The organism is Leisingera sp. SA215 (genome assembly GCF_055902035.1).
The window spans coordinates 111,403-128,708 of record NZ_JBVVXU010000008.1; the positions used below are offsets into that span (position 1 = coordinate 111,403).

General features: G+C 59.3%; 18 protein-coding genes and 1 tRNA gene. 11 read left to right on the forward strand and 8 right to left on the reverse strand.

All coding sequences use genetic code 11. The features are described 5' to 3' along the window. Positions 1–2: 2 nt before the first annotated feature. Positions 3–599 (reverse strand): HD family hydrolase, encoded by a 597-nt coding sequence (locus AC0KW6_RS10810; protein WP_323775551.1) that lies wholly within the window; start codon positions 597–599, stop codon positions 3–5. A 234-nt stretch (positions 600–833) separates the two neighbouring features. Here AC0KW6_RS10810 and AC0KW6_RS10815 point away from each other — a divergent pair, with 234 nt between their 5' ends. The 4 genes from AC0KW6_RS10815 (at position 834) to AC0KW6_RS10830 (ending at position 4,128) form a co-directional block, all read left to right on the forward strand. Further along, positions 834–1,148: a hypothetical protein gene (locus AC0KW6_RS10815; protein ID WP_323775552.1), complete on the forward strand. Its 315-nt coding sequence runs from the start codon at positions 834–836 to the stop codon at positions 1,146–1,148. Positions 1,149–1,300: 152 nt separating this feature from the next. Next, on the forward strand, positions 1,301–2,689 hold the full coding sequence (ahcY, locus tag AC0KW6_RS10820) for an adenosylhomocysteinase (protein WP_323775553.1): 1,389 nt from the start codon (positions 1,301–1,303) through the stop codon (positions 2,687–2,689). A gap of 222 nt (positions 2,690–2,911) precedes the next feature. Next, on the forward strand, positions 2,912–3,622 hold the full coding sequence (locus AC0KW6_RS10825) for a PRC-barrel domain containing protein (RefSeq protein WP_323775554.1): 711 nt from the start codon (positions 2,912–2,914) through the stop codon (positions 3,620–3,622). 242 nt (positions 3,623–3,864) lie between these two features. Next, positions 3,865–4,128, forward strand: a complete 264-nt coding sequence (locus AC0KW6_RS10830) for a hypothetical protein (protein ID WP_323775555.1) — start codon at positions 3,865–3,867, stop codon at positions 4,126–4,128. Positions 4,129–4,348: 220 nt separating this feature from the next. Here the strand turns inward: AC0KW6_RS10830 and AC0KW6_RS10835 are convergent, their stop codons facing one another. The 5 genes from AC0KW6_RS10835 to tsaD are packed head-to-tail and all read right to left on the reverse strand — an operon-like array spanning position 4,349 to position 7,544. Then, positions 4,349–4,744, reverse strand: a complete 396-nt coding sequence (locus AC0KW6_RS10835; protein ID WP_323775556.1) for a DUF1761 domain-containing protein — start codon at positions 4,742–4,744, stop codon at positions 4,349–4,351. A 47-nt stretch (positions 4,745–4,791) separates the two neighbouring features. Further along, positions 4,792–5,214 carry an EVE domain-containing protein gene (locus tag AC0KW6_RS10840; RefSeq protein ID WP_323775557.1) on the reverse strand — a complete coding sequence of 141 codons (423 nt, stop codon included), beginning with the start codon at positions 5,212–5,214 and terminating at the stop codon, positions 4,792–4,794. Continuing rightward, entirely contained in the window at positions 5,214–5,486 is a 273-nt protein-coding gene (locus AC0KW6_RS10845) for a YciI family protein (protein WP_323775558.1), read from the reverse strand. Before AC0KW6_RS10845 ends, AC0KW6_RS10840 begins: the two co-directional genes overlap by 1 nt. Before the next feature lies 1 nt (position 5,487). Beyond that, positions 5,488–6,450 carry an NAD(P)H-dependent glycerol-3-phosphate dehydrogenase gene (locus tag AC0KW6_RS10850; protein ID WP_323775559.1) on the reverse strand — a complete coding sequence of 321 codons (963 nt, stop codon included), beginning with the start codon at positions 6,448–6,450 and terminating at the stop codon, positions 5,488–5,490. After that, positions 6,447–7,544, reverse strand: a complete 1,098-nt coding sequence (tsaD, locus tag AC0KW6_RS10855) for a tRNA (adenosine(37)-N6)-threonylcarbamoyltransferase complex transferase subunit TsaD (RefSeq protein WP_323775560.1) — start codon at positions 7,542–7,544, stop codon at positions 6,447–6,449. Before tsaD ends, AC0KW6_RS10850 begins: the two co-directional genes overlap by 4 nt. Before the next feature lie 89 nt (positions 7,545–7,633). Between tsaD and AC0KW6_RS10860 the strand changes: the two genes are divergently transcribed. The 3 genes from AC0KW6_RS10860 to AC0KW6_RS10870 are packed head-to-tail and all read left to right on the forward strand — an operon-like array spanning position 7,634 to position 11,147. Further along, positions 7,634–8,344, forward strand: coding sequence for a uroporphyrinogen-III synthase (locus AC0KW6_RS10860; protein ID WP_474034924.1), 711 nt, complete (start codon positions 7,634–7,636; stop codon positions 8,342–8,344). Between the two features lie 51 nt (positions 8,345–8,395). Then, complete coding sequence (locus AC0KW6_RS10865; protein WP_474034883.1) at positions 8,396–9,667, forward strand: COG4223 family protein; 1,272 nt, start codon at positions 8,396–8,398, stop codon at positions 9,665–9,667. A 10-nt stretch (positions 9,668–9,677) separates the two neighbouring features. Further along, entirely contained in the window at positions 9,678–11,147 is a 1,470-nt protein-coding gene (locus AC0KW6_RS10870) for a heme biosynthesis protein HemY (RefSeq protein ID WP_323776999.1), read from the forward strand. Between the two features lie 129 nt (positions 11,148–11,276). On the opposite strand, the gene AC0KW6_RS10875 is transcribed toward AC0KW6_RS10870, so the two are convergent. Then, positions 11,277–11,363, reverse strand: a tRNA-Leu gene (locus tag AC0KW6_RS10875). A gap of 218 nt (positions 11,364–11,581) precedes the next feature. On the opposite strand from AC0KW6_RS10875, the gene hemN reads away from it, so the two are divergent. Then, entirely contained in the window at positions 11,582–12,937 is a 1,356-nt protein-coding gene (hemN, locus tag AC0KW6_RS10880; protein ID WP_474034884.1) for an oxygen-independent coproporphyrinogen III oxidase, read from the forward strand. On the opposite strand, the gene AC0KW6_RS10885 is transcribed toward hemN, so the two are convergent. Next, positions 12,876–13,241 carry a hypothetical protein gene (locus AC0KW6_RS10885; RefSeq protein ID WP_323776995.1) on the reverse strand — a complete coding sequence of 122 codons (366 nt, stop codon included), beginning with the start codon at positions 13,239–13,241 and terminating at the stop codon, positions 12,876–12,878. The genes hemN and AC0KW6_RS10885 overlap by 62 nt on opposite strands. Positions 13,242–13,540: 299 nt before the next feature. Between AC0KW6_RS10885 and AC0KW6_RS10890 the strand changes: the two genes are divergently transcribed. The 3 genes from AC0KW6_RS10890 (at position 13,541) to flgK (ending at position 17,304) form a co-directional block, all read left to right on the forward strand. Next, on the forward strand, positions 13,541–14,377 hold the full coding sequence (locus tag AC0KW6_RS10890; protein ID WP_323777002.1) for a flagellar motor protein MotB: 837 nt from the start codon (positions 13,541–13,543) through the stop codon (positions 14,375–14,377). 124 nt (positions 14,378–14,501) lie between these two features. Continuing rightward, entirely contained in the window at positions 14,502–15,809 is a 1,308-nt protein-coding gene (locus AC0KW6_RS10895) for a flagellar hook protein FlgE (protein ID WP_323776993.1), read from the forward strand. Between the two features lie 46 nt (positions 15,810–15,855). Continuing rightward, positions 15,856–17,304 (forward strand): flagellar hook-associated protein FlgK, encoded by a 1,449-nt coding sequence (flgK, locus tag AC0KW6_RS10900; protein WP_323776991.1) that lies wholly within the window; start codon positions 15,856–15,858, stop codon positions 17,302–17,304. The last annotated feature ends 2 nt before the right edge of the window (positions 17,305–17,306 follow it).

Here is a 17,306-nt window from a genome sequence, read left to right on the forward strand (position 1 = left end):
CGTCAAAGCTGACCCATCAATTCCGCATGGCGGCCCAGAAACGCCATGCGGGTGTCCAGCGGCGGCCGCAGCACAATATTCAGACCGTCGGTGACTTCTGGCTTCGGACGCCCAAAGAAGCTGCTGGCTTCTGTCTCTGAAAACCCGGCGATCTGCACCGCTTCCATCCAGGCACTGATCTTGTCTGCCCGTTTGATGTGCGCCTTGACAGTTTTTGGCAAAGCAGCAGGCAGACCAAACCGCAGGTGAATGGCCGCCGTCAGCCGCGAGTCCAGTTCGCCATACCCTGGCCCCACCGCTGCTTTGACTGGAGAAATCATATCTCCGATCACGTATTCAGGCGCATCATGCAGCAGTGCCGCCAGCCGCCATTTAACCGGCACCTTGGGATTCATCCGGGTGAAAAGGTCCTCGACCAGCAGCGAATGCTCGGCCACGGAATAGGCAAAATCGCCCATTGTCTGACCATTCCAGCGGGCAACGAATGCCAATCCATGGGCGATGTCTTCAATTTCGATATCCACCGGTGTGGGGTCCAGCAGATCAAGGCGGCGGCCGGACAGCATACGCTGCCAGGCTCGGGCGGGTTTGGCGGGCATAAGGCTTTCCTGTTGCGGCACTTTCCCCTTTGACTACCCGCTGTGCGGCAACCGGGCAATACTGGCCGGGTTTGGCTGCTGGGTGTCAGAACACAAGCAAAAACGGAGTGTTCATGCCTTGTGAATTTGAAACGGGCACCGTGCGGCCCAATATTATAGGTAGACAAGGGGCACCGCCCCCTCTCTGGGGCAACCCCTTTTCCTGACGTGAAACGCAATGGAAAGGAGTTTGTCATGTTTAAGCGTCTCCTTGGTATTACTCTGCTTTTCGGCATGGCAGCGACGGCGCCGCCGGCTTTGGCAGCCAGCTGCGGCGACCGCGAGGTCATGACCCAGAAGCTGGAAAGCGGATACTCTGAACGGCTGACCGCTGGCGGATTGCAGAAAAGCCGTCCCGAGGCCACTGTGATCGAGGTCTGGTCGTCGGACGAAACCGGAACTTTTACGGTTCTGGTCACACATGCAAATGGGGTCAGCTGTGTTGTTGCAACCGGTTCCTCATTCTTCCACATTTCGGAAAATGTGCCGGACCCAGGCACGCCAAGCTGACTTTGGCTGCCTGACGGGCTCCCCCCACAGCCTGCTCTCCACCCTGAAAAGCCAGAGCCACAGGCTCCGGCCGCGGCTATCTTCGTTGAATATCAACAATTGCAGTGCTAGGCCCTGCTGCAACTGTACTCGTAACCGGAATGGAGCAGACTATGGCAGGGGATTATATCGTCAAGGACATCGCGCTTGCAGGCTTCGGCCGCAAGGAGCTGGACATTGCCGAAACCGAAATGCCGGGGCTGATGGCTCTGCGCGCGGAATACGGTGAAAGCAAACCGCTGAAGGGCGCGCGCATCGTCGGCTCGCTGCACATGACCATCCAGACCGCGGTGCTGATCGAAACGCTGGTGGCACTGGGCGCAGATGTGCGCTGGGCTTCCTGCAACATCTTCTCGACCCAGGACCACGCCGCCGCCGCGATTGCCGAGGCCGGTATCCCGGTCTTTGCCATCAAGGGCCAAAGCCTTGAGGAACATTGGGATTACCTCGATAAATCCTTCATGTTCCCGGAAGGCCCGAACCTGATCCTCGACGATGGCGGCGATGCCACCCTCTATGTGCTGCTGGGTGCGCGCGCTGAGGCTGGTGAGGACATCATCCCGGTGCCGCAGTCCGAGGAAGAAGCCGTTATTAAGGCGCAGATCCGGAAGCGCATGGAGGCCTCGCCCGGCTGGTTCACCAAGACCCGCGATGCGATCGTGGGTGTTTCCGAGGAAACCACCACCGGCGTGCACCGTTTGTATGATCTGCAAAAGAACGGCCAGCTGCCGTTCCCGGCGATCAACGTCAACGACTCGGTCACCAAGTCCAAGTTCGACAACAAATACGGCTGCAAGGAATCGCTGGTCGATGGTATCCGCCGCGCCACCGACACCATGATGGCCGGCAAAGTGGCCGTGGTCTGCGGTTACGGCGATGTTGGCAAAGGCTCTGCCGCCTCCCTGCGCGGTGCCGGCGCTCGGGTGAAGGTCACCGAGGCTGATCCCATTTGCGCTCTGCAGGCCGCAATGGACGGCTTTGAAGTGGTGCTTCTGGAGGACGAAGTTTCCTCCGCCGACATCTTCATAACCACCACTGGCAACAAGGACGTGATCCGCATCGACCATATGCGCGAGATGAAGGACATGGCGATTGTCGGCAATATCGGCCACTTCGACAACGAGATCCAGGTCGCCGCGCTGAAGAACCACAAGTGGACCAACATCAAGGAACAGGTGGACATGATCGAGATGCCTTCGGGCAACCGCATCATCCTCCTGTCCGAAGGCCGCCTGCTGAACTTGGGCAACGCCACCGGCCACCCATCGTTTGTGATGTCGGCCTCTTTCACCAACCAGGTTCTGGCCCAGATCGAACTGTGGATCCGCGGTGAACACTACAACAATGACGTCTACATCCTGCCCAAGCATCTGGACGAGAAAGTCGCCCGCCTGCACCTGGGCCGCATTGGCGTCAAACTGACTGAGCTGAGCGCTGAGCAGGCCGCTTATATCGGCGTTAAGCCGGAAGGCCCCTTCAAGCCGGAACACTACCGCTACTAAATCCGGTTACCGCACTAGATTGAACGGCCTCGCCAAATGGCGGGGCCACTTTCATTTCAGGTTTGCCTGCGCAGGGTCCCGGTCTTCCAGGCGTCAGGAGAACCGGGAGACTATCAGGTTTTCACACGTGAAGGTTTCGAGAAATCTCGTTTGTGACGGAACGGATTTCGGGAAGGCTGCGTTGTCCCAGCATCAACAACTTAATGCTGAGGAGATATTCTCATGAAGACCGAAATGAAGCCGAGCGCCCGTATGATGTTGACCGCCGCCGCTGCTGCGCTCATTGCAGGCGCCGGGTACGCGGCTGGCAACAGTGTTTCTTCAGGCGGTGAAGCGGAGATGGTCATTGCTGCCAATGACGACGGTTCTGTTGGCGCATCTGCCGGTGTCGATACGTCTCCGTCCCGCGGCAACGAAGGGGACGGCACCGTCCTTGAAGAAGTTGGCGACACCAAGTCTGTCACGGAAGCCAGCGATAGTGATCCCGCCGGTGCATCAGCCGGGGTGGATCAGTCGCCGTCGCGTGACGGGGGCGAAGGCACCGAGCCGGTTGCTGGCACGAATATCAGCGAGACCGCAGAATCAACCAACTCGCCGTCGCTTCCCGCAGCCGAAGGTGAAATGAAGCTGCGTGCCATGACCGTTGGCGATCTTGTCGGCAAGAATGTGCTGAGCGCATCTGACGCTGACGTTGGTGAAATCGACTATGTGGTCGTTCACGACGACAAGCTTTCCGGCGTGATCGGAGTCGGCGGATTTCTTGGCTTGGGGGAACATTCGGTTGCTATTCCCCTGTCCGAATTCGAGGTGACAAAAAACGGCCAGCTGCGGCTGACCGCGCAGTCAGAATCACAGTTGAAAGCGATGCCGGAAATTGACGAAAGCGCAATTGAACCGGTGAAGAGCGAAGTCGTTCTCGGTGACTACATGTAAAGCAATTGCGGGGGCGTCTCTTGGTGCGGCGCCCCCGCAGCCGAGATCAGATTCTGTGCCGCTGAAGCCGGATGTGAACGGAGACACGTCTAAGGATGAATTGTCGATTACCCTTGTTTTAGGTAGCAAATGCACCAAGGCTTGATTTGAAAGTGAATGGGGAACGTAATCGCAGCGGAAGGCTCCGCGTCGGGGCCGTACTTCGCCAACTTCCGCGTCGTTATCTTCCCATCAACATTGAGATGGCAGACGCAAATTCCGGAGATTTTACCCGTCATGAAGAACCCGAGGCTGACCATGCAGCGGGCGCACTGCCGTTCTGTAGCAGCGAACAACTCCATCATTGCATTGAAATGGGCCAGATCGTGCTTGGCTTGCGCGGTCTGCGCCTCTTAAGGCTTGATCCGGACGAGTATCTCGGCGCGTTTCTGTGTCTGCGCTTGGATGATCTAGGGTTCGGAGATGCCGATATTGGAACCGGTACGAACCCTCAATCCAGTCGGTAGCTTGGTGCATGTGGTACAAATGGGTGAAACACCCGAGCGCTTTTAAATTAGCTTGCATTGTCTAGGTAAATGCTTTGCGGAATCATTCCGGTGCAGCCTATACCTAAGACACCGGCCAGGACGGCCAGGTACCAGATTTTCAAACGCGTGTGGTGGATAGTGGAGCACGCGGGGTGGAAGGGAAGGTCCTGATTGTCCTCAGGTCCTTCCCTTTTTCAATTCAGAACAGACACAGCACCAAGCCAGCAACTGCGCAGGCCAGCGTCGCATAGCAGCCATCGATCAGCGTCAGCTTCATTGGCCGCATTCCATACATGTTGTTCAAAGCAATCCAGGGGCTGATGAAGAACAAGCCGATGCCGGCGCCGCCAACCAGGCCCGCGCCAAGGGTCTCAATGCCGGACAGAGTGAAAACATGGCGCATCATGCCAACAACGATCAGTTGCAGCACAAAAGCCAACGCAAAGATCGCCGGGCTTTGCCCGCCTTTTGGCTTACCGTCTTTATCACATTCGACACCGGCAGCTTCAGTCCACGGTTTGGCGAGGGCGCTGTAATACCCGGCCCCCAGCGCAAAAGCCGCCGCAGCCGCCACGATCACACTCAGAAATTCCATGCTGCTCTCCTCACGGCGTAAAGTTGCTAAAGGAGCAAACTGTCAGTTCAGCCGGGATCTGTCTGCCCCAACGCGCAGATGGCAGTCCACTCTGTTTCGCTCACCGGCTGCACCGAGAGGCGGGAGTTCCTGACCAGCACCATCTCCTCCAGCCGCGGATCCGCTTTGATCTGGTCCAGACTGACGGGGGTCACAAAGCTGCGCACCGCCTTGATGTCGACGCATTCCCAGCGGTCGTCTTCAGTGGTGCTGTCCGGATGCGCCTCGGCGCAGACCTCGACGATGCCGACCACCGATTTCTCCTTCTGCGAATGATAGAAGAAGCCGCGGTCGCCGATCTTCATGTCGCGCATGAAGTTGCGCGCCTGGTAATTGCGCACGCCGTCCCATTCCTCGCCCGTGTCGCCCTTGGCCTGCTGGTCTTCCCAGCTCCAGGTCGAGGGTTCGGATTTGAACAGCCAGTAACGCATCAGCCGATGACCTTCTTCCAGGTGATCAATTCGACAGCTTCAAACAGGCCCGCCTTGTTGTAGGGGTCACTTTCTGCCCAGGCTTCGCCGGCTGCCATGTCTTCGACGTCCAGAATAACCAGGGAACCGGCCATATTGCCATCCTGATCCAGCAGCGGACCCGCCTGTGCCACGGCGCCGGTGTCGTTGATATAGGCCAAATGCGCGTCCCGATTATCAAGGCGGGTCTGCAGGTGATCTGGTTTGTCGCGGGCGATCAATGCGATGAGCATTTTATTCCTCTTTTAATGGCCTTTTAAACAAATGTGCCGCCGCTTCGCCGATCGTCAAGCGCTGATCGAGCAAATTGGTTACCGTGACTGTCACCGGCATGTCCAAATTCATCCTTCGGGCCTGTTCTGCGACAGCTCGCGATGTGGCCGCACCTTCCACCGTGATGCTGGAATCAAACTCTTCCCCCCGGCCGATTGAAAGCCCAAGACGGTAGTTGCGGGATAGGTCGGAGCTGCAGGTCAGCGCCAGATCACCAAGGCCTGACAGTCCGGCCAACGTCTCTGCTTTTGCACCGCAGGCCAGCGCCATCCGCTGCATTTCGGCATAGCCTCGGGTCATCAGTGCCGCGCGGGCACTGTCCCCCAGTCCGGCGCCGATCACCGCGCCGCAGGCGATCGCCATCACGTTCTTCAAAGCGCCGCCAATCTCGGCTCCAATGGTGTCCGTTGTGCGGTACAGGCGCAGGTTGGTTGTCGTTAGCTGTTCCTGAAGCTCCTTGCCCCGATCCGCCTCGCGGCAGGCCAAGGTCAGGGCGGTCGGCAAGCCACGGGCTATATCCGCAGCAAAGCTCGGCCCTGTCAGCAATGCCGCAGCGGCTTGGGGGAGGACCTCTTGAATGACGGCAATGGGCCCAAGGCCGGTGTCCAGCTCAATGCCCTTGCAGCAGGCGACAATCGTCTTTCTGGCCAGGTTGACCTTGTGATCTTCCAGAGTGCCACGCAGTGATTGCATAGGTACAGCCAGCAGCAGCACGCCGGAATCGCAGGCCTCGGCAATATCCGCAGTGACGGAAAGGTTTCCCGGCAGCGCCACACCAGGCAGGCGGGTCCCGTTGCGGCGGCTGTCCTGCATCGCCTGAGCCTTTACGGCATTACGTGCCCACAGGGTCACCGGCCCGTTGCCTGCCAGGGAAATGGCCAAAGCGGTGCCAAAGGCGCCGGATCCCAACACCGAAATGTTCATGCTTTTGCCCCTTTGCGGCCCGATCCGATCAACGCAGGGCTGCTTTGATCCAGCGGCCAGCGGGGCCGGGCGGTCAGGTCCAGGCCATCGCGCGCGCCTGCCTTGAAACGCTCCAGACCGGCATAGGCGATCATCGCCGCATTATCGGTGCAAAGCCGCAACGGAGGGGCAGTGAAAGCCGCTCCAGCCTCGGCACAAACAATCTCCAATGCGGTGCGAATAGCAGTATTTGCCGCCACCCCGCCGGCGACAGCCACAGTTGGCCGGGCTGGCTGCACTTCCAAGTACAAGCGGATTGCCCGGCTGGTTTTCTCGGCCAGCGTATCAACCACGGCGGCCTGGAACCCGGCACAGAGATCGGCGCGGTCCTGGCGGGTGAGGCCGCCTTTTTCCGCCGCGATCTGATTCCGCATCCGCATCAGTGCGGTCTTCAGGCCGGAGAATGACAGGTTGCAATCCGGCCGGTCCAGCAGCGGCCGCGGGAAGCGGAACCGCTCGGGGTCGCCGCTTTCCGCCTCCGCCTGCACCGCGGGTCCGCCTGGTTGCGGCAAACCCAGCAGGCGGGCGGTTTTGTCAAACGCTTCGCCCGGAGCGTCGTCGATGGTACCTCCGAGGCGGGTGAAATCCTCCGGCCCGCGCACCAGCAGGTATTGGCAATGCCCACCGGAGACCAGCAGCATAAGGTAGGGATAGGCAATGCCATCTGTCAGCCGCGGCGTCAGCGCATGGCCCGCCAGATGGTTCACACCCACGAGCGGCAGGCCGGTGGCGGCGGAAATCCCCTTGGCGCACATGACGCCTGACATCACCCCGCCGATCAGCCCGGGACCTGCGGTGACCGCAACCGCATCCATGTCTGTCAAGGCCAGCCCAGCCTCAGCCAGCGCATCACGCACGCAAATGTCCAGTTTCTCGGCGTGGGCGCGGGCGGCGATCTCAGGCACCACGCCGCCAAAGGCGCTGTGCAGTTCGGTCTGGCCGAACACGACTGATGACAGGATTTCAGGCCGCGCGCCCTCCGGTTGCCGAACCACGGCGGCGGCGGTGTCATCACAGCTGCTCTCCAGGCCAAGAATGGTCAGAGTCTTTGTCATAGCCTTACCGTTGCATCGCGTTGCCGCCGGGGCTACCACCTAAGCGGCTTGCAAACAATCCCGGGAGCTCCGTGATGGTGCCTTTGCTGATGACACGCCCGCTGGCAGCGGCAGAGCGGTTTGTGGCCGGACTGCCTCAAGAAGCACGTGCTGGGCTGCAAGTGATCTATGCACCGCTGATGCAGATCCGGCCGATACAGGCAATGGTCAGCCTGGACGGCGTGAAAGGCGTGATCTTCACTTCGGCCAACGGGGTGGAAGCCGCTTCACGTGAAACTGCTGTCCGTCTGCCGGCTTTTTGTGTCGGCGAGCGCACCGCCGCGACTGCGGTGAACGCCGGCTGGCAGGCGATCAGTCTCGGGCAATGCGCGGATGAATTGGTCGGTAGGCTGCTGCAAAAGCCGCCGAAAGCACCGCTGCTGCATCTTCGGGGCGGCCACGCCCGGGGCAGGATTGCACAACGGCTTACCGATGGCGGTATCCCCTGCAGTGCGCAAATTGTGTACAATCAGGTTCTTCTACCGTTGTCAGTGGAGGCGCAAGCCGCGCTTTCTGCGAAAACGGATGTGATCGTGCCGCTTTTTTCACCCAGAACGGCGTGTCATTTTGCCAGTCTGTGCAGGGATGCTGCGCATTTGCATCTGATTGCGCTGAGCGGGGCTGTCGCTGGGCCTTTGAAAAGCTTGAATTGCAAGGTGTTGCGCGTAAGTAAGGAGCCAAGTGCCGAAGCCATGTCGGAGGCGGTTCTTGATGCCGCAGCACAGCTGTCGCGGCTTGAGCGCAAGAGGCGCGCAGAGTAGGGTCCGGCGTGTTCGCAGAAATGCATTTTAGGAATCGAGGGGGTGGCCGGCGTGGTTGACAAGAAAAATCCGGAAGACGTGATTGAGCCTGGCCCCGGTGACTCCCAGCCGGTTGAGAACACTGCGGAAGCGCATGTACAGGATGTGCCTGACGATAGCGCCGCCGAGGCGGTTGACGGGTCTAAGGATGTTGAGTCGTCAGTTTCCGAGACCGAGACCGAGACCGAGACCGAGACCGAGACTTCTGATTGGGAGGCGGCTGCGGAAGGGAATGCTGCCGTTGAACCGGCGGAACCAGGTGCTCAGGCAGAGCCACCCCGCGGAATCGAACGGGTGGTGGAGAGGCGCGGCGGCTTCGGTTCAGCTGTTTTGGGCGGCGCCGTGGCTGCAGTCCTTGGGTTTATTGCTGGCCAAGGCAGCTGGCTTGATAGTGTTTTGCCGGCATCGCTGCAAAAACAGGGAACAGACATGACGGCTCTGGAAACCGGCCAGTCGGACCTGCGGGCGTCTCTGGCCGCACTGAAGCAGCAGGTTGAGGCCAGCCAGCCCCCGGACCTGTCACCCTTTGTTGCGCAGATCGAAGCCCTTGCCGCCGACATAGAACCGCTGAAAACGGCACAGACACCGGATACGGCCATGCGTGAAGATCTGGAGGCATTGGCCTCCCGTGTTGCAGCGCTGGAAACCCGGCCGCCGGAAGGCGCCTCTCCCGAAGCTGTGACTGCATTTGAAACCGAGCTGGGCAAGCTCCGGGACAGCCTTGCGGCGCAGCGTTCCGAGGTTGAAAAGATGCTGGCGGACGCCCAGGCGATGGATGCAGCGAGTGCCGAGGCCGCTCGGATTGCCAGCGCACAGACGCAGCTGGCGCAGCTGCGCTCAGCCTTGGATAACGGAAACAGTTATGCTGCCAGCGTTCAGGAGCTTGAGGGCCTCGGTGTTGATGTTCCGGCAGGGTTGTCCGGACCGGCAGAGAGCGGAGTTGCGTCGCTGTCTGCTTTGCGGGACAGATTTGTTCCGGCAGCACGCGAGGCACTGGCCGCCGCCCGGGAGGACACAAAGCCAGGCAGTGGTCTGCTTGATTACGTGAACCGCCATCTGGGTGCCCGCTCTGTCACCCCGCGCGAAGGGGACGACGCGGATGCAGTCCTGTCCCGTGCCGAAGCGGCGGTGGCAGCCGGCAAGTTGCAGGACGCGCTGGCAGAGCTATCTGCCCTGTCGGCGTCTGCCCGAACTGCCCTGTCCAGCTGGGAAGCCGCAGCAAGTGAGCGGGTTGCAGCCGTGACTGCTGCCACTGATCTGGCCCAAAGCCTGCAAGCCAAATAAGGAAGCCGCCATGCTCTGGTCGTTGTTGAAGATCCTCGTTTTCGTCGCGATTGTCGCGCTTCTGGCATTTGGCGCGGATCTGCTAATGGACACTGGCGGCGGGGTGCAGATCACCGTTGCCGGCACTGAATATACTCTGGGCGCGCTGCAGTCGGTAATTGCGCTGGGCGTGCTTGTCTTTGGTGTCTGGCTGTTGCTCAAGCTGCTGTCGCTGCTGGTTGCCACGCTGCACTTCTTGAATGGCGATGAGACCGCCTTGTCGCGGTACTGGGACAAGGGGCGCGAGCGCAAAGGTTATCAAGCGCTGGCCGATGGTCTGATGGCGCTGGCCTCCGGTGAGGGGCGTTTGGCGCTGGCCAAGGCGGCGCGGGCCGAGAAATACCTGCAAAAACCGGACCTGACCGATCTTCTGGTGGCACAGGCTGCAGAGATGAGCGGCGACACCCGCAAAGCGGCCGAAGCCTACAAGCGGCTGCTGTCGAACCAGCCCACCCGTTTTGTCGGTGTGCGCGGAATTATGAAGCAGAAACTGTCCGAAGGTGATACAGAGACAGCCCTGCAGCTGGCTGAAAAAGCGCTGTCTCTGCGTCCCAAACATGAAGAAGTGCAGGATACTTTGTTGCGCCTGCAGGCGCAGGCCGAGGATTGGGCTGGTGCCCGCAGAACACTCTCCACGAAGCTCAAGACTGGCACCCTGCCGCGCGATGTCTTTAAACGCCGCGATGCGGTGCTGGCGCTTTCGGCTTCCAAGGGGATCCTGGATGAAGGCGCAACGGTTGAGCAGCAGGAACAGGCGATCGAGGCCAACCGGTTGTCGCCCGACCTTGTGCCGGCCGCGGCTATGGCCGCCCGTGCCTATATCTCTAAGGGCAAAAAACGTCCCGCAGCCCGGCTGCTGAAGAAGTCCTGGGAGAGCCAGCCGCACCCGGATCTGGCCCATGCCTTTGCCGAAATTGAGCCGGAGGAAAGCGCCGTGGAGCGCGTCAAACGCTTTGAGCAGTTGGCCCGACTCAAACCGCAGGATGACGAGACCCGGCTGGTAATGGCTGAGCTTAACATCGTCGCCGAAGACTTCCCCGAAGCCCGCCGGTGGCTGAATGATCTTGCCGTCCGGGCGCCCGACGCCCGCGGATTGACGCTGATGGCTGCGATCGAGCGCGGCGAAGGTGCCAGTGACAAGATTGTTCAGGGCTGGCTGGCCAGGGCTTTGACCGCCCCGCGCGGGCCGCAATGGGTCTGCGACAGCTGCAATCACATCCACGCGGAATGGGCACCGGTGTGCGAGCATTGCGTCAGTTTTGACACTCTGTCCTGGAAGCGGCCGGAAACTCCGGAAGTGGCCAGTCTTGCAGCAGCACATATGTTGCCGCTGATTACTGGTGCACTGGAAGATAAGGCATCAGAAACGGTGGAAGAGGCTGAGATTCTGGAGCCTGATCAGGAGCAGACACCACAGGACCCGGTCAAAGAGTCGAGCTGACGATGGTTTTATAACACAGAGCGGCAGTACACCTGCCGCTCTTTCCGGGCTCTGAGGAGAACAGCACGCAGTTTTCGGGAGCCGGTAGATACCGATGCAAAACAGAAGCGCGCAAGAATATCGGGAAAATGGTGCCCAGGAGAGGACTCGAACCTCCACGTCCATACGGACACTAGCACCTGAAGCTAGCGCGTCTACCAATTCCGCCACCTGGGCAGGTGTCGTGGGATCGGCGTATAAGGTGGTTCATTACGAGCGTCAAACGGAAAATGCACGTAGACGCCGAATTTCATAAAGTTTCTTAGGTTTACAGTTTTCACACATTAAATCAGTGAGTTGTACAAATTGCTCCTGACATCCCAACAGGTGTCCAAAGGGCTTTGGGTTTGATCCTGCGCAAAGAGGAGGGGCTGAAATAGGGGCATACCAAAGTCATGAAACAGATTGACCGCTTCCAAGCCCTTGGGCTGTTCGACAGCCGGGTGCCCCGCTACACCTCTTACCCGACCGCGCCGGTGTTTACTGCAGCCGTCGGCGAGGCGGATCAGGCCCACGAATTGCAGGCGCTGGATCCGGATGTGCCGGTTTCAGTCTACCTGCATATCCCGTTTTGCGAGCGTCTGTGCTGGTTCTGCGCCTGCCGCACGCAAGGCACTCAGACGCTAAGCCCGGTGGAAAGCTATATCGGCACGCTGGAGCAGGAACTGAAGCTGGTGGCACCGCTGTTGCCCAAAGGCTTGCGGATGGGGCGGATGCATTGGGGCGGCGGCACCCCGACAATTCTTCCGCCTGTGTTGATCCACCGGCTGGCGCAGGCGGTGAAGGCGGTGTTTCCTCAGACCGCAGACTGGGAGTTCTCAGTGGAAATCGACCCCACCATGGTCGATTGTGACAAGATCGCAGCGCTGGCGGAAGAAGGCATGAACCGCGCCAGCATCGGCATCCAGGATTTCGACCCGCTGGTGCAGCAATCCATTGGCCGGGAACAGCCGTATGACGTGACCATGGCCTGTGTTGAGGATCTGCGCGCGGCGGGGGTCAGTTCGTTGAACGCTGATCTGGTCTATGGCCTGCCGCACCAGACACCTGAGCGGATGGCGGATACTGTGGAGAAAGTACTGACTTTGGATCCGGACCGGCTTGCGCTGTTTGGCTATGCGCATGTGCCTTGGGTGTCAAAGCGGCAGAAATTGATTAACGAAAAGACCTTGCCGGACGATCGGGCACGCTATTATCTGGCCGGGCTGGCAGCCGAACAATTCCACGCGGCGGGTTTTGCCGCCATTGGAATCGACCATTTCGCCAAGCCGGGCGACGGGCTGGAGGCTGCGGCCCGCACCGGGCATCTGCGCCGCAACTTTCAGGGCTACACCGATGACTCCTGCCCAACGCTGATCGGATTCGGCGCATCGTCGATTTCGCGCTTTGCCGGGGGCTACATCCAGAACGCGCCGGCCACGCCTGCATATGTGCAGAGGGTCGAGGGAGGCCATCTGGCCGGTGCTCGGGGCCATGTGATGAGTGAGGAAGATCTGATGCGTGGCCGCGCCATCGAGATGCTGATGTGCGAGTTCCGGCTGAACCGGGCAGGGCTCAAACAGCGTTTTGGCACTTTGGCGGCAACTCTGGATGCAGACTTGGCGCAAATCATCGCCGGGTTCGGTGATCTGGTGCAATTGGATGAGGGAGCGCTGGAAATCTTGCCAGATGGCCGGCCGCTGACCCGGATCATCGCCAGCTGCTTTGATGCGCATGCGCCTGAAGGGGTGCGCTACAGCCGGGCCTCTTGATCTCAAGGCTAGGTGCTCCCGCCCGTCCCGAGGCATCCTTTTGATACCCTTCACCATTGGGCATCGCGCTGAGCAAGGACGTAGCGCTGCCGCTTGCCGCATCTGCTCCGGCGGCTGTGTTGAAGTCGATGTTGTGCTGCAGCATGTTCTCTGGTGGGTTGATCAGGGTCAGCTCAACATAGTTGCCCTCGTGCAGCATCATCATTGGAACCGGCATGGAGGTCTTAAAGGTCATGCCCTGAGGATCGGCGCTCTGGTCGACCTCGATTTCCTTGTCTACGGTCTTCATCTCGAATTCGACCACGCGCGGTTCGCCCGGTGCAACCTGTCCGTGCTCAAGCACGAAGGGCGGGGCAACAGTCCGTGCTTGTGGCACTAGCACCTGGCCCGATTGCGCTGGTTGCTTTTGATCAACTTTTGATAGGTTTATTCGGTGTCGAGATAAACGGATTTTCAGGTGCGCATTTACCTCCGGGGCATTGGCGCCGGTCGTCGCGGGCAACTGGCTTACCAAGGCTCGAACTGCCGGCAAGTTTAATTGTTAAGTCCAGTTTAACGTGCCGCCTGTTATCCCGGAGATGGGTGAAAATAGTGGTGGTGGATATGAGCGCACAAAGCAATGTGGCGCCCATTATCATCAAGAAGAAAAAATCAGGTGGTGGCGATGGCCATCACGGCGGCGCGTGGAAAGTGGCTTATGCCGACTTCGTGACCGCGATGATGGCCTTCTTTATGCTGATGTGGCTGCTGAACGCGACGACGGAAAAACAACGCAAGGGGCTGGCGGATTACTTCTCGCCGTCAATTCCGCTAAGCCGGGTCTCCGGCGGCGGCAATGGTGCATTTCAGGGTGACAGCATGTTCACCGAGGAAATTCAGCCGCAATCCGGCACCGGGGCAACGGATATCAATCCGACGGACGCTCAGCAGGCGCAAGGAGAAACCGGCGTTGAAACTGATGAGCAGCGTGAGGATGAAGACACCAAGTTCCGCGCCATCGAAGAACAGTTGTCTGGACGTGGCGGCGAGAGCATGGTGACGGTTGCGATGGCCCGCCATATTGTGACCAGGGTCACTGACGAAGGGCTGATCATCGAACTTTTTGCCACAGAAGACATACCGCTGTTTGATGAGGGTGCGGATGAGCCAACACCGTTGTTCCGGGATTTGGTCAGGATGATCGCGCGGGTGTCGGAGAGTGTTACCAGCAATGTAGCCATCGGCGGTCACATTCGTTCCCATCCGGTTGTGCTGGCAAAGAACCCGGTTTGGGAGCTGTCTCATGACAGAGCCGACAAAACACGCACGCTGCTCGAATCGGGCGGTCTGGCTGCAGGCCGGATTCACCGGGTGACAGGCCATGCCGACCGAAAGCTGGCGGTCGGTAACCCGATGGCAGCCCGTAATGACCGAATTGAAATCATCCTATTGCGCAAGTAAGTTGTTGAAAACATTGCGGTAGGCGGCTAGCGGATAAGACATATTTTTTCTGTTAGCCGCCCGTTAATCGCTCCTGAGCTAGCTGTTGTATCCAGAATGATTAGATGCAGCAGAAAGGCGCGCTATGACCATTTCTTCGTCGCTGAACGCGGGTGTTTCAGGATTGAGCGCCAACGCCAGCCGGTTGGCTTCCATTTCCGATAACATCGCCAACTCCTCGACCCGCGGGTATAAGCGGGTTCAAACAGACTTCCATTCCATGGTCTTGTCGAATTCAGGCGGTACCTATTCGGCCGGTGGTGTGCGCACGACCAATGTGCGCCTGATCGACGAGCGCGGGCCGATGATCACCACCAATAACGCCACCGACCTTGCGGTGCGCGGTCGCGGGATGCTGCCTGTGGCCTCGGTCACGGAAATAGAAGCGGGTTTAAGCCCGTCGATGATGCTGACCACCACGGGTTCGTTCCGGACCGATTCCAACGGCTACCTGACCACCGAATCGGGGCTGGCGCTGATGGGCTGGCCGGCCAATGCCGATGGCACCGTATCGGATGCTGCCCGCGACAGCAGTGATTCGCTGGAGCCGATCCTGATCGACCTCAACCGCTTGTCGGCGGAACCGACAACCGAGATCAGCCTCACTGCGAACTTGCCGGCTTCGGCCACCGATCTTGGTGCGGATGGCACGCCGGAAGATCAGGTGGTGCGCTATTACGACAACATGGGGCGCGCTGAAGAGCTGACGATTACCTATTCCCCCACTGTTGCAACTCCGCCCGCGACCACCGGCACCAATGAATGGACGATGGAGATCGTTGATTCCGCAACAGGTGCGACGGTGATCGGCGAATACACGCTGACCTTCGACGGCAGCTCAACCGCGGCCGGGTCCCTGCAAAACGTTGCCACCACTACTGGTGGTGCATATGACGCTGCTGCCGGTTCGGTGACTATCACCGTGGCTGGCGGGCCGATCGAGATCAATATTGGCGTCTACGGTGAGCAGAACGGTATGAGCCAGCTGGGCGAGGAGTTCGTCCCAGGCACCACCCAAAAGGATGGAACTCCCGTTGGCTCCTTTGTGTCTGCCGAAGTCAACGAAACCGGTGAAGTCATCGCCAAGTATGATTCCGGTGATACCAGGGTGATCTACAAGGTGCCGCTGGCGGATGTCTCCAACATCAACGGCATGCGGGCTCTGGATTCACAGACTTATGTGCCGACCGATGAGGCAGGCGATTTCTACCTTTGGGATGCAGGCGACGGGCCAACCGGCGAAATCCTGACCTATGCTCTGGAAGAGTCCGCCGTCGACGTGGCAACTGAACTGACGAACATGATCCAGACCCAGCGGGCCTATTCGTCGAACGCCAAGGTGATCCAGACCGTCGACGAAATGTTGCAGGAAACCACCAACATCAAGCGCTAACGCGCTTGATGCCCCCTGACATTGGCTTCACGAAAGCAGGCTGAACATGTCTATTTTTTCCGCCCTTAACAGCGCGATGAGCGGTTTGAACGCGGCCAGCCGGTCCTCGCAAGTGGTTTCGGACAATCTGGCCAATGCTCTGACACCTGGCTATACGCGCCGGGTGCTGGATCTGAACAGCCCTAGTGCAGGCCTTCGCGGCGTTCGGGTCGGTCATGTACAGCGTATCAATGACCCGGTTCTGATCACCAACCGCAGAGTGGCCGAGGCAGACTACGGTGCGGCCAGGATCCAGTCTGATTTCTACGGCCGGATGTCCAGTTTGGCTGGCACGGTTGATGATGAGATGTCACTGGCTTCGAATCTATCGTTTTTCGAGTCTTCTTTGATTGAGGCGGTCTCTCGCCCGGACTCACAGCCAAGGCTGAATGATCTCGCCGTGAAGGCGAATTCTCTGGCCGACTCGATTTCCCGTACGGCGGAAGGACTGCGGGATCTGAGGATCAGTGCGGATAGCGCGATCGGCTCTCAGGTCGAAACCGTGAATCAGGCGTTGAAGGACATCGAAAAACTGAATGCCCGCATTGCGGTCGTAGAAGCCGGTGGCATGGATGCCGCAGCGATGCATGACCAGCGGGATCAACTGATTGATCAGGTCAACGAAATCATTCCAGTCAATGTTGTCCGGCGTGATAATGGCCAGGTGTCGCTCTACTCGACCGGCGGGGTCATGCTGTTGGACGGCAAGGCGTCCGAGCTGAGCTTTACTCCGTCGCGGGATATCATGCCGCACATGACACTGGGCAATGCACTGATTTCCGGTCTCGAGGTCAACGGGAAGGTGATTGACACCAGCCCGGGCGGACCACTGCGGGGCGGCAAGCTTACGGCCCAGTTCGAAATCCGGGATGTAACTGCGGTGGAAGCCCAGGAGGATCTTGATACAATGGCTGCCGATCTGATCGAGCGGTTTCAGGATCCAGCACTGGATGCCACCATTGGCGTCACCGACGCCGGCATTTTCACGGATGATGGCGGTTTCTATGATCCGGCAAACTTCGTCGGTATTTCCAACCGGATCGAATTGAATGACCTGGTGGCTTTGGACGGTACCGGAGAGACATGGCGGTTCCGCGACGGCCTTTATGCAGCAGGTCAGGGTGACCCAGGTGAATCCAGGTTGCTGCAGGCATACTCTGATACGCTGAACACCACCCGGACAGTATCTTCGGCCCGGCTGGGCACAGCAAACATGACAGCCTCGACGCTGAGTGCGAACCTGTTGTCGCGGTTTGCACAGGACAATGAAATCGCGTCACGCGCATCAACCTTTGCTGCTGCCAGTTTCAACGAATTGAGCCAAGCGGAATTGGGGCTTGGAGTGGATACAGATGCTGAATTGCAAAACCTGATGCTGGTCGAAAAATACTACCAGGCCAATGCCCGGGTGATCACCGTTGTCGACGAACTTATGGACACACTATTGAGGATCTGACG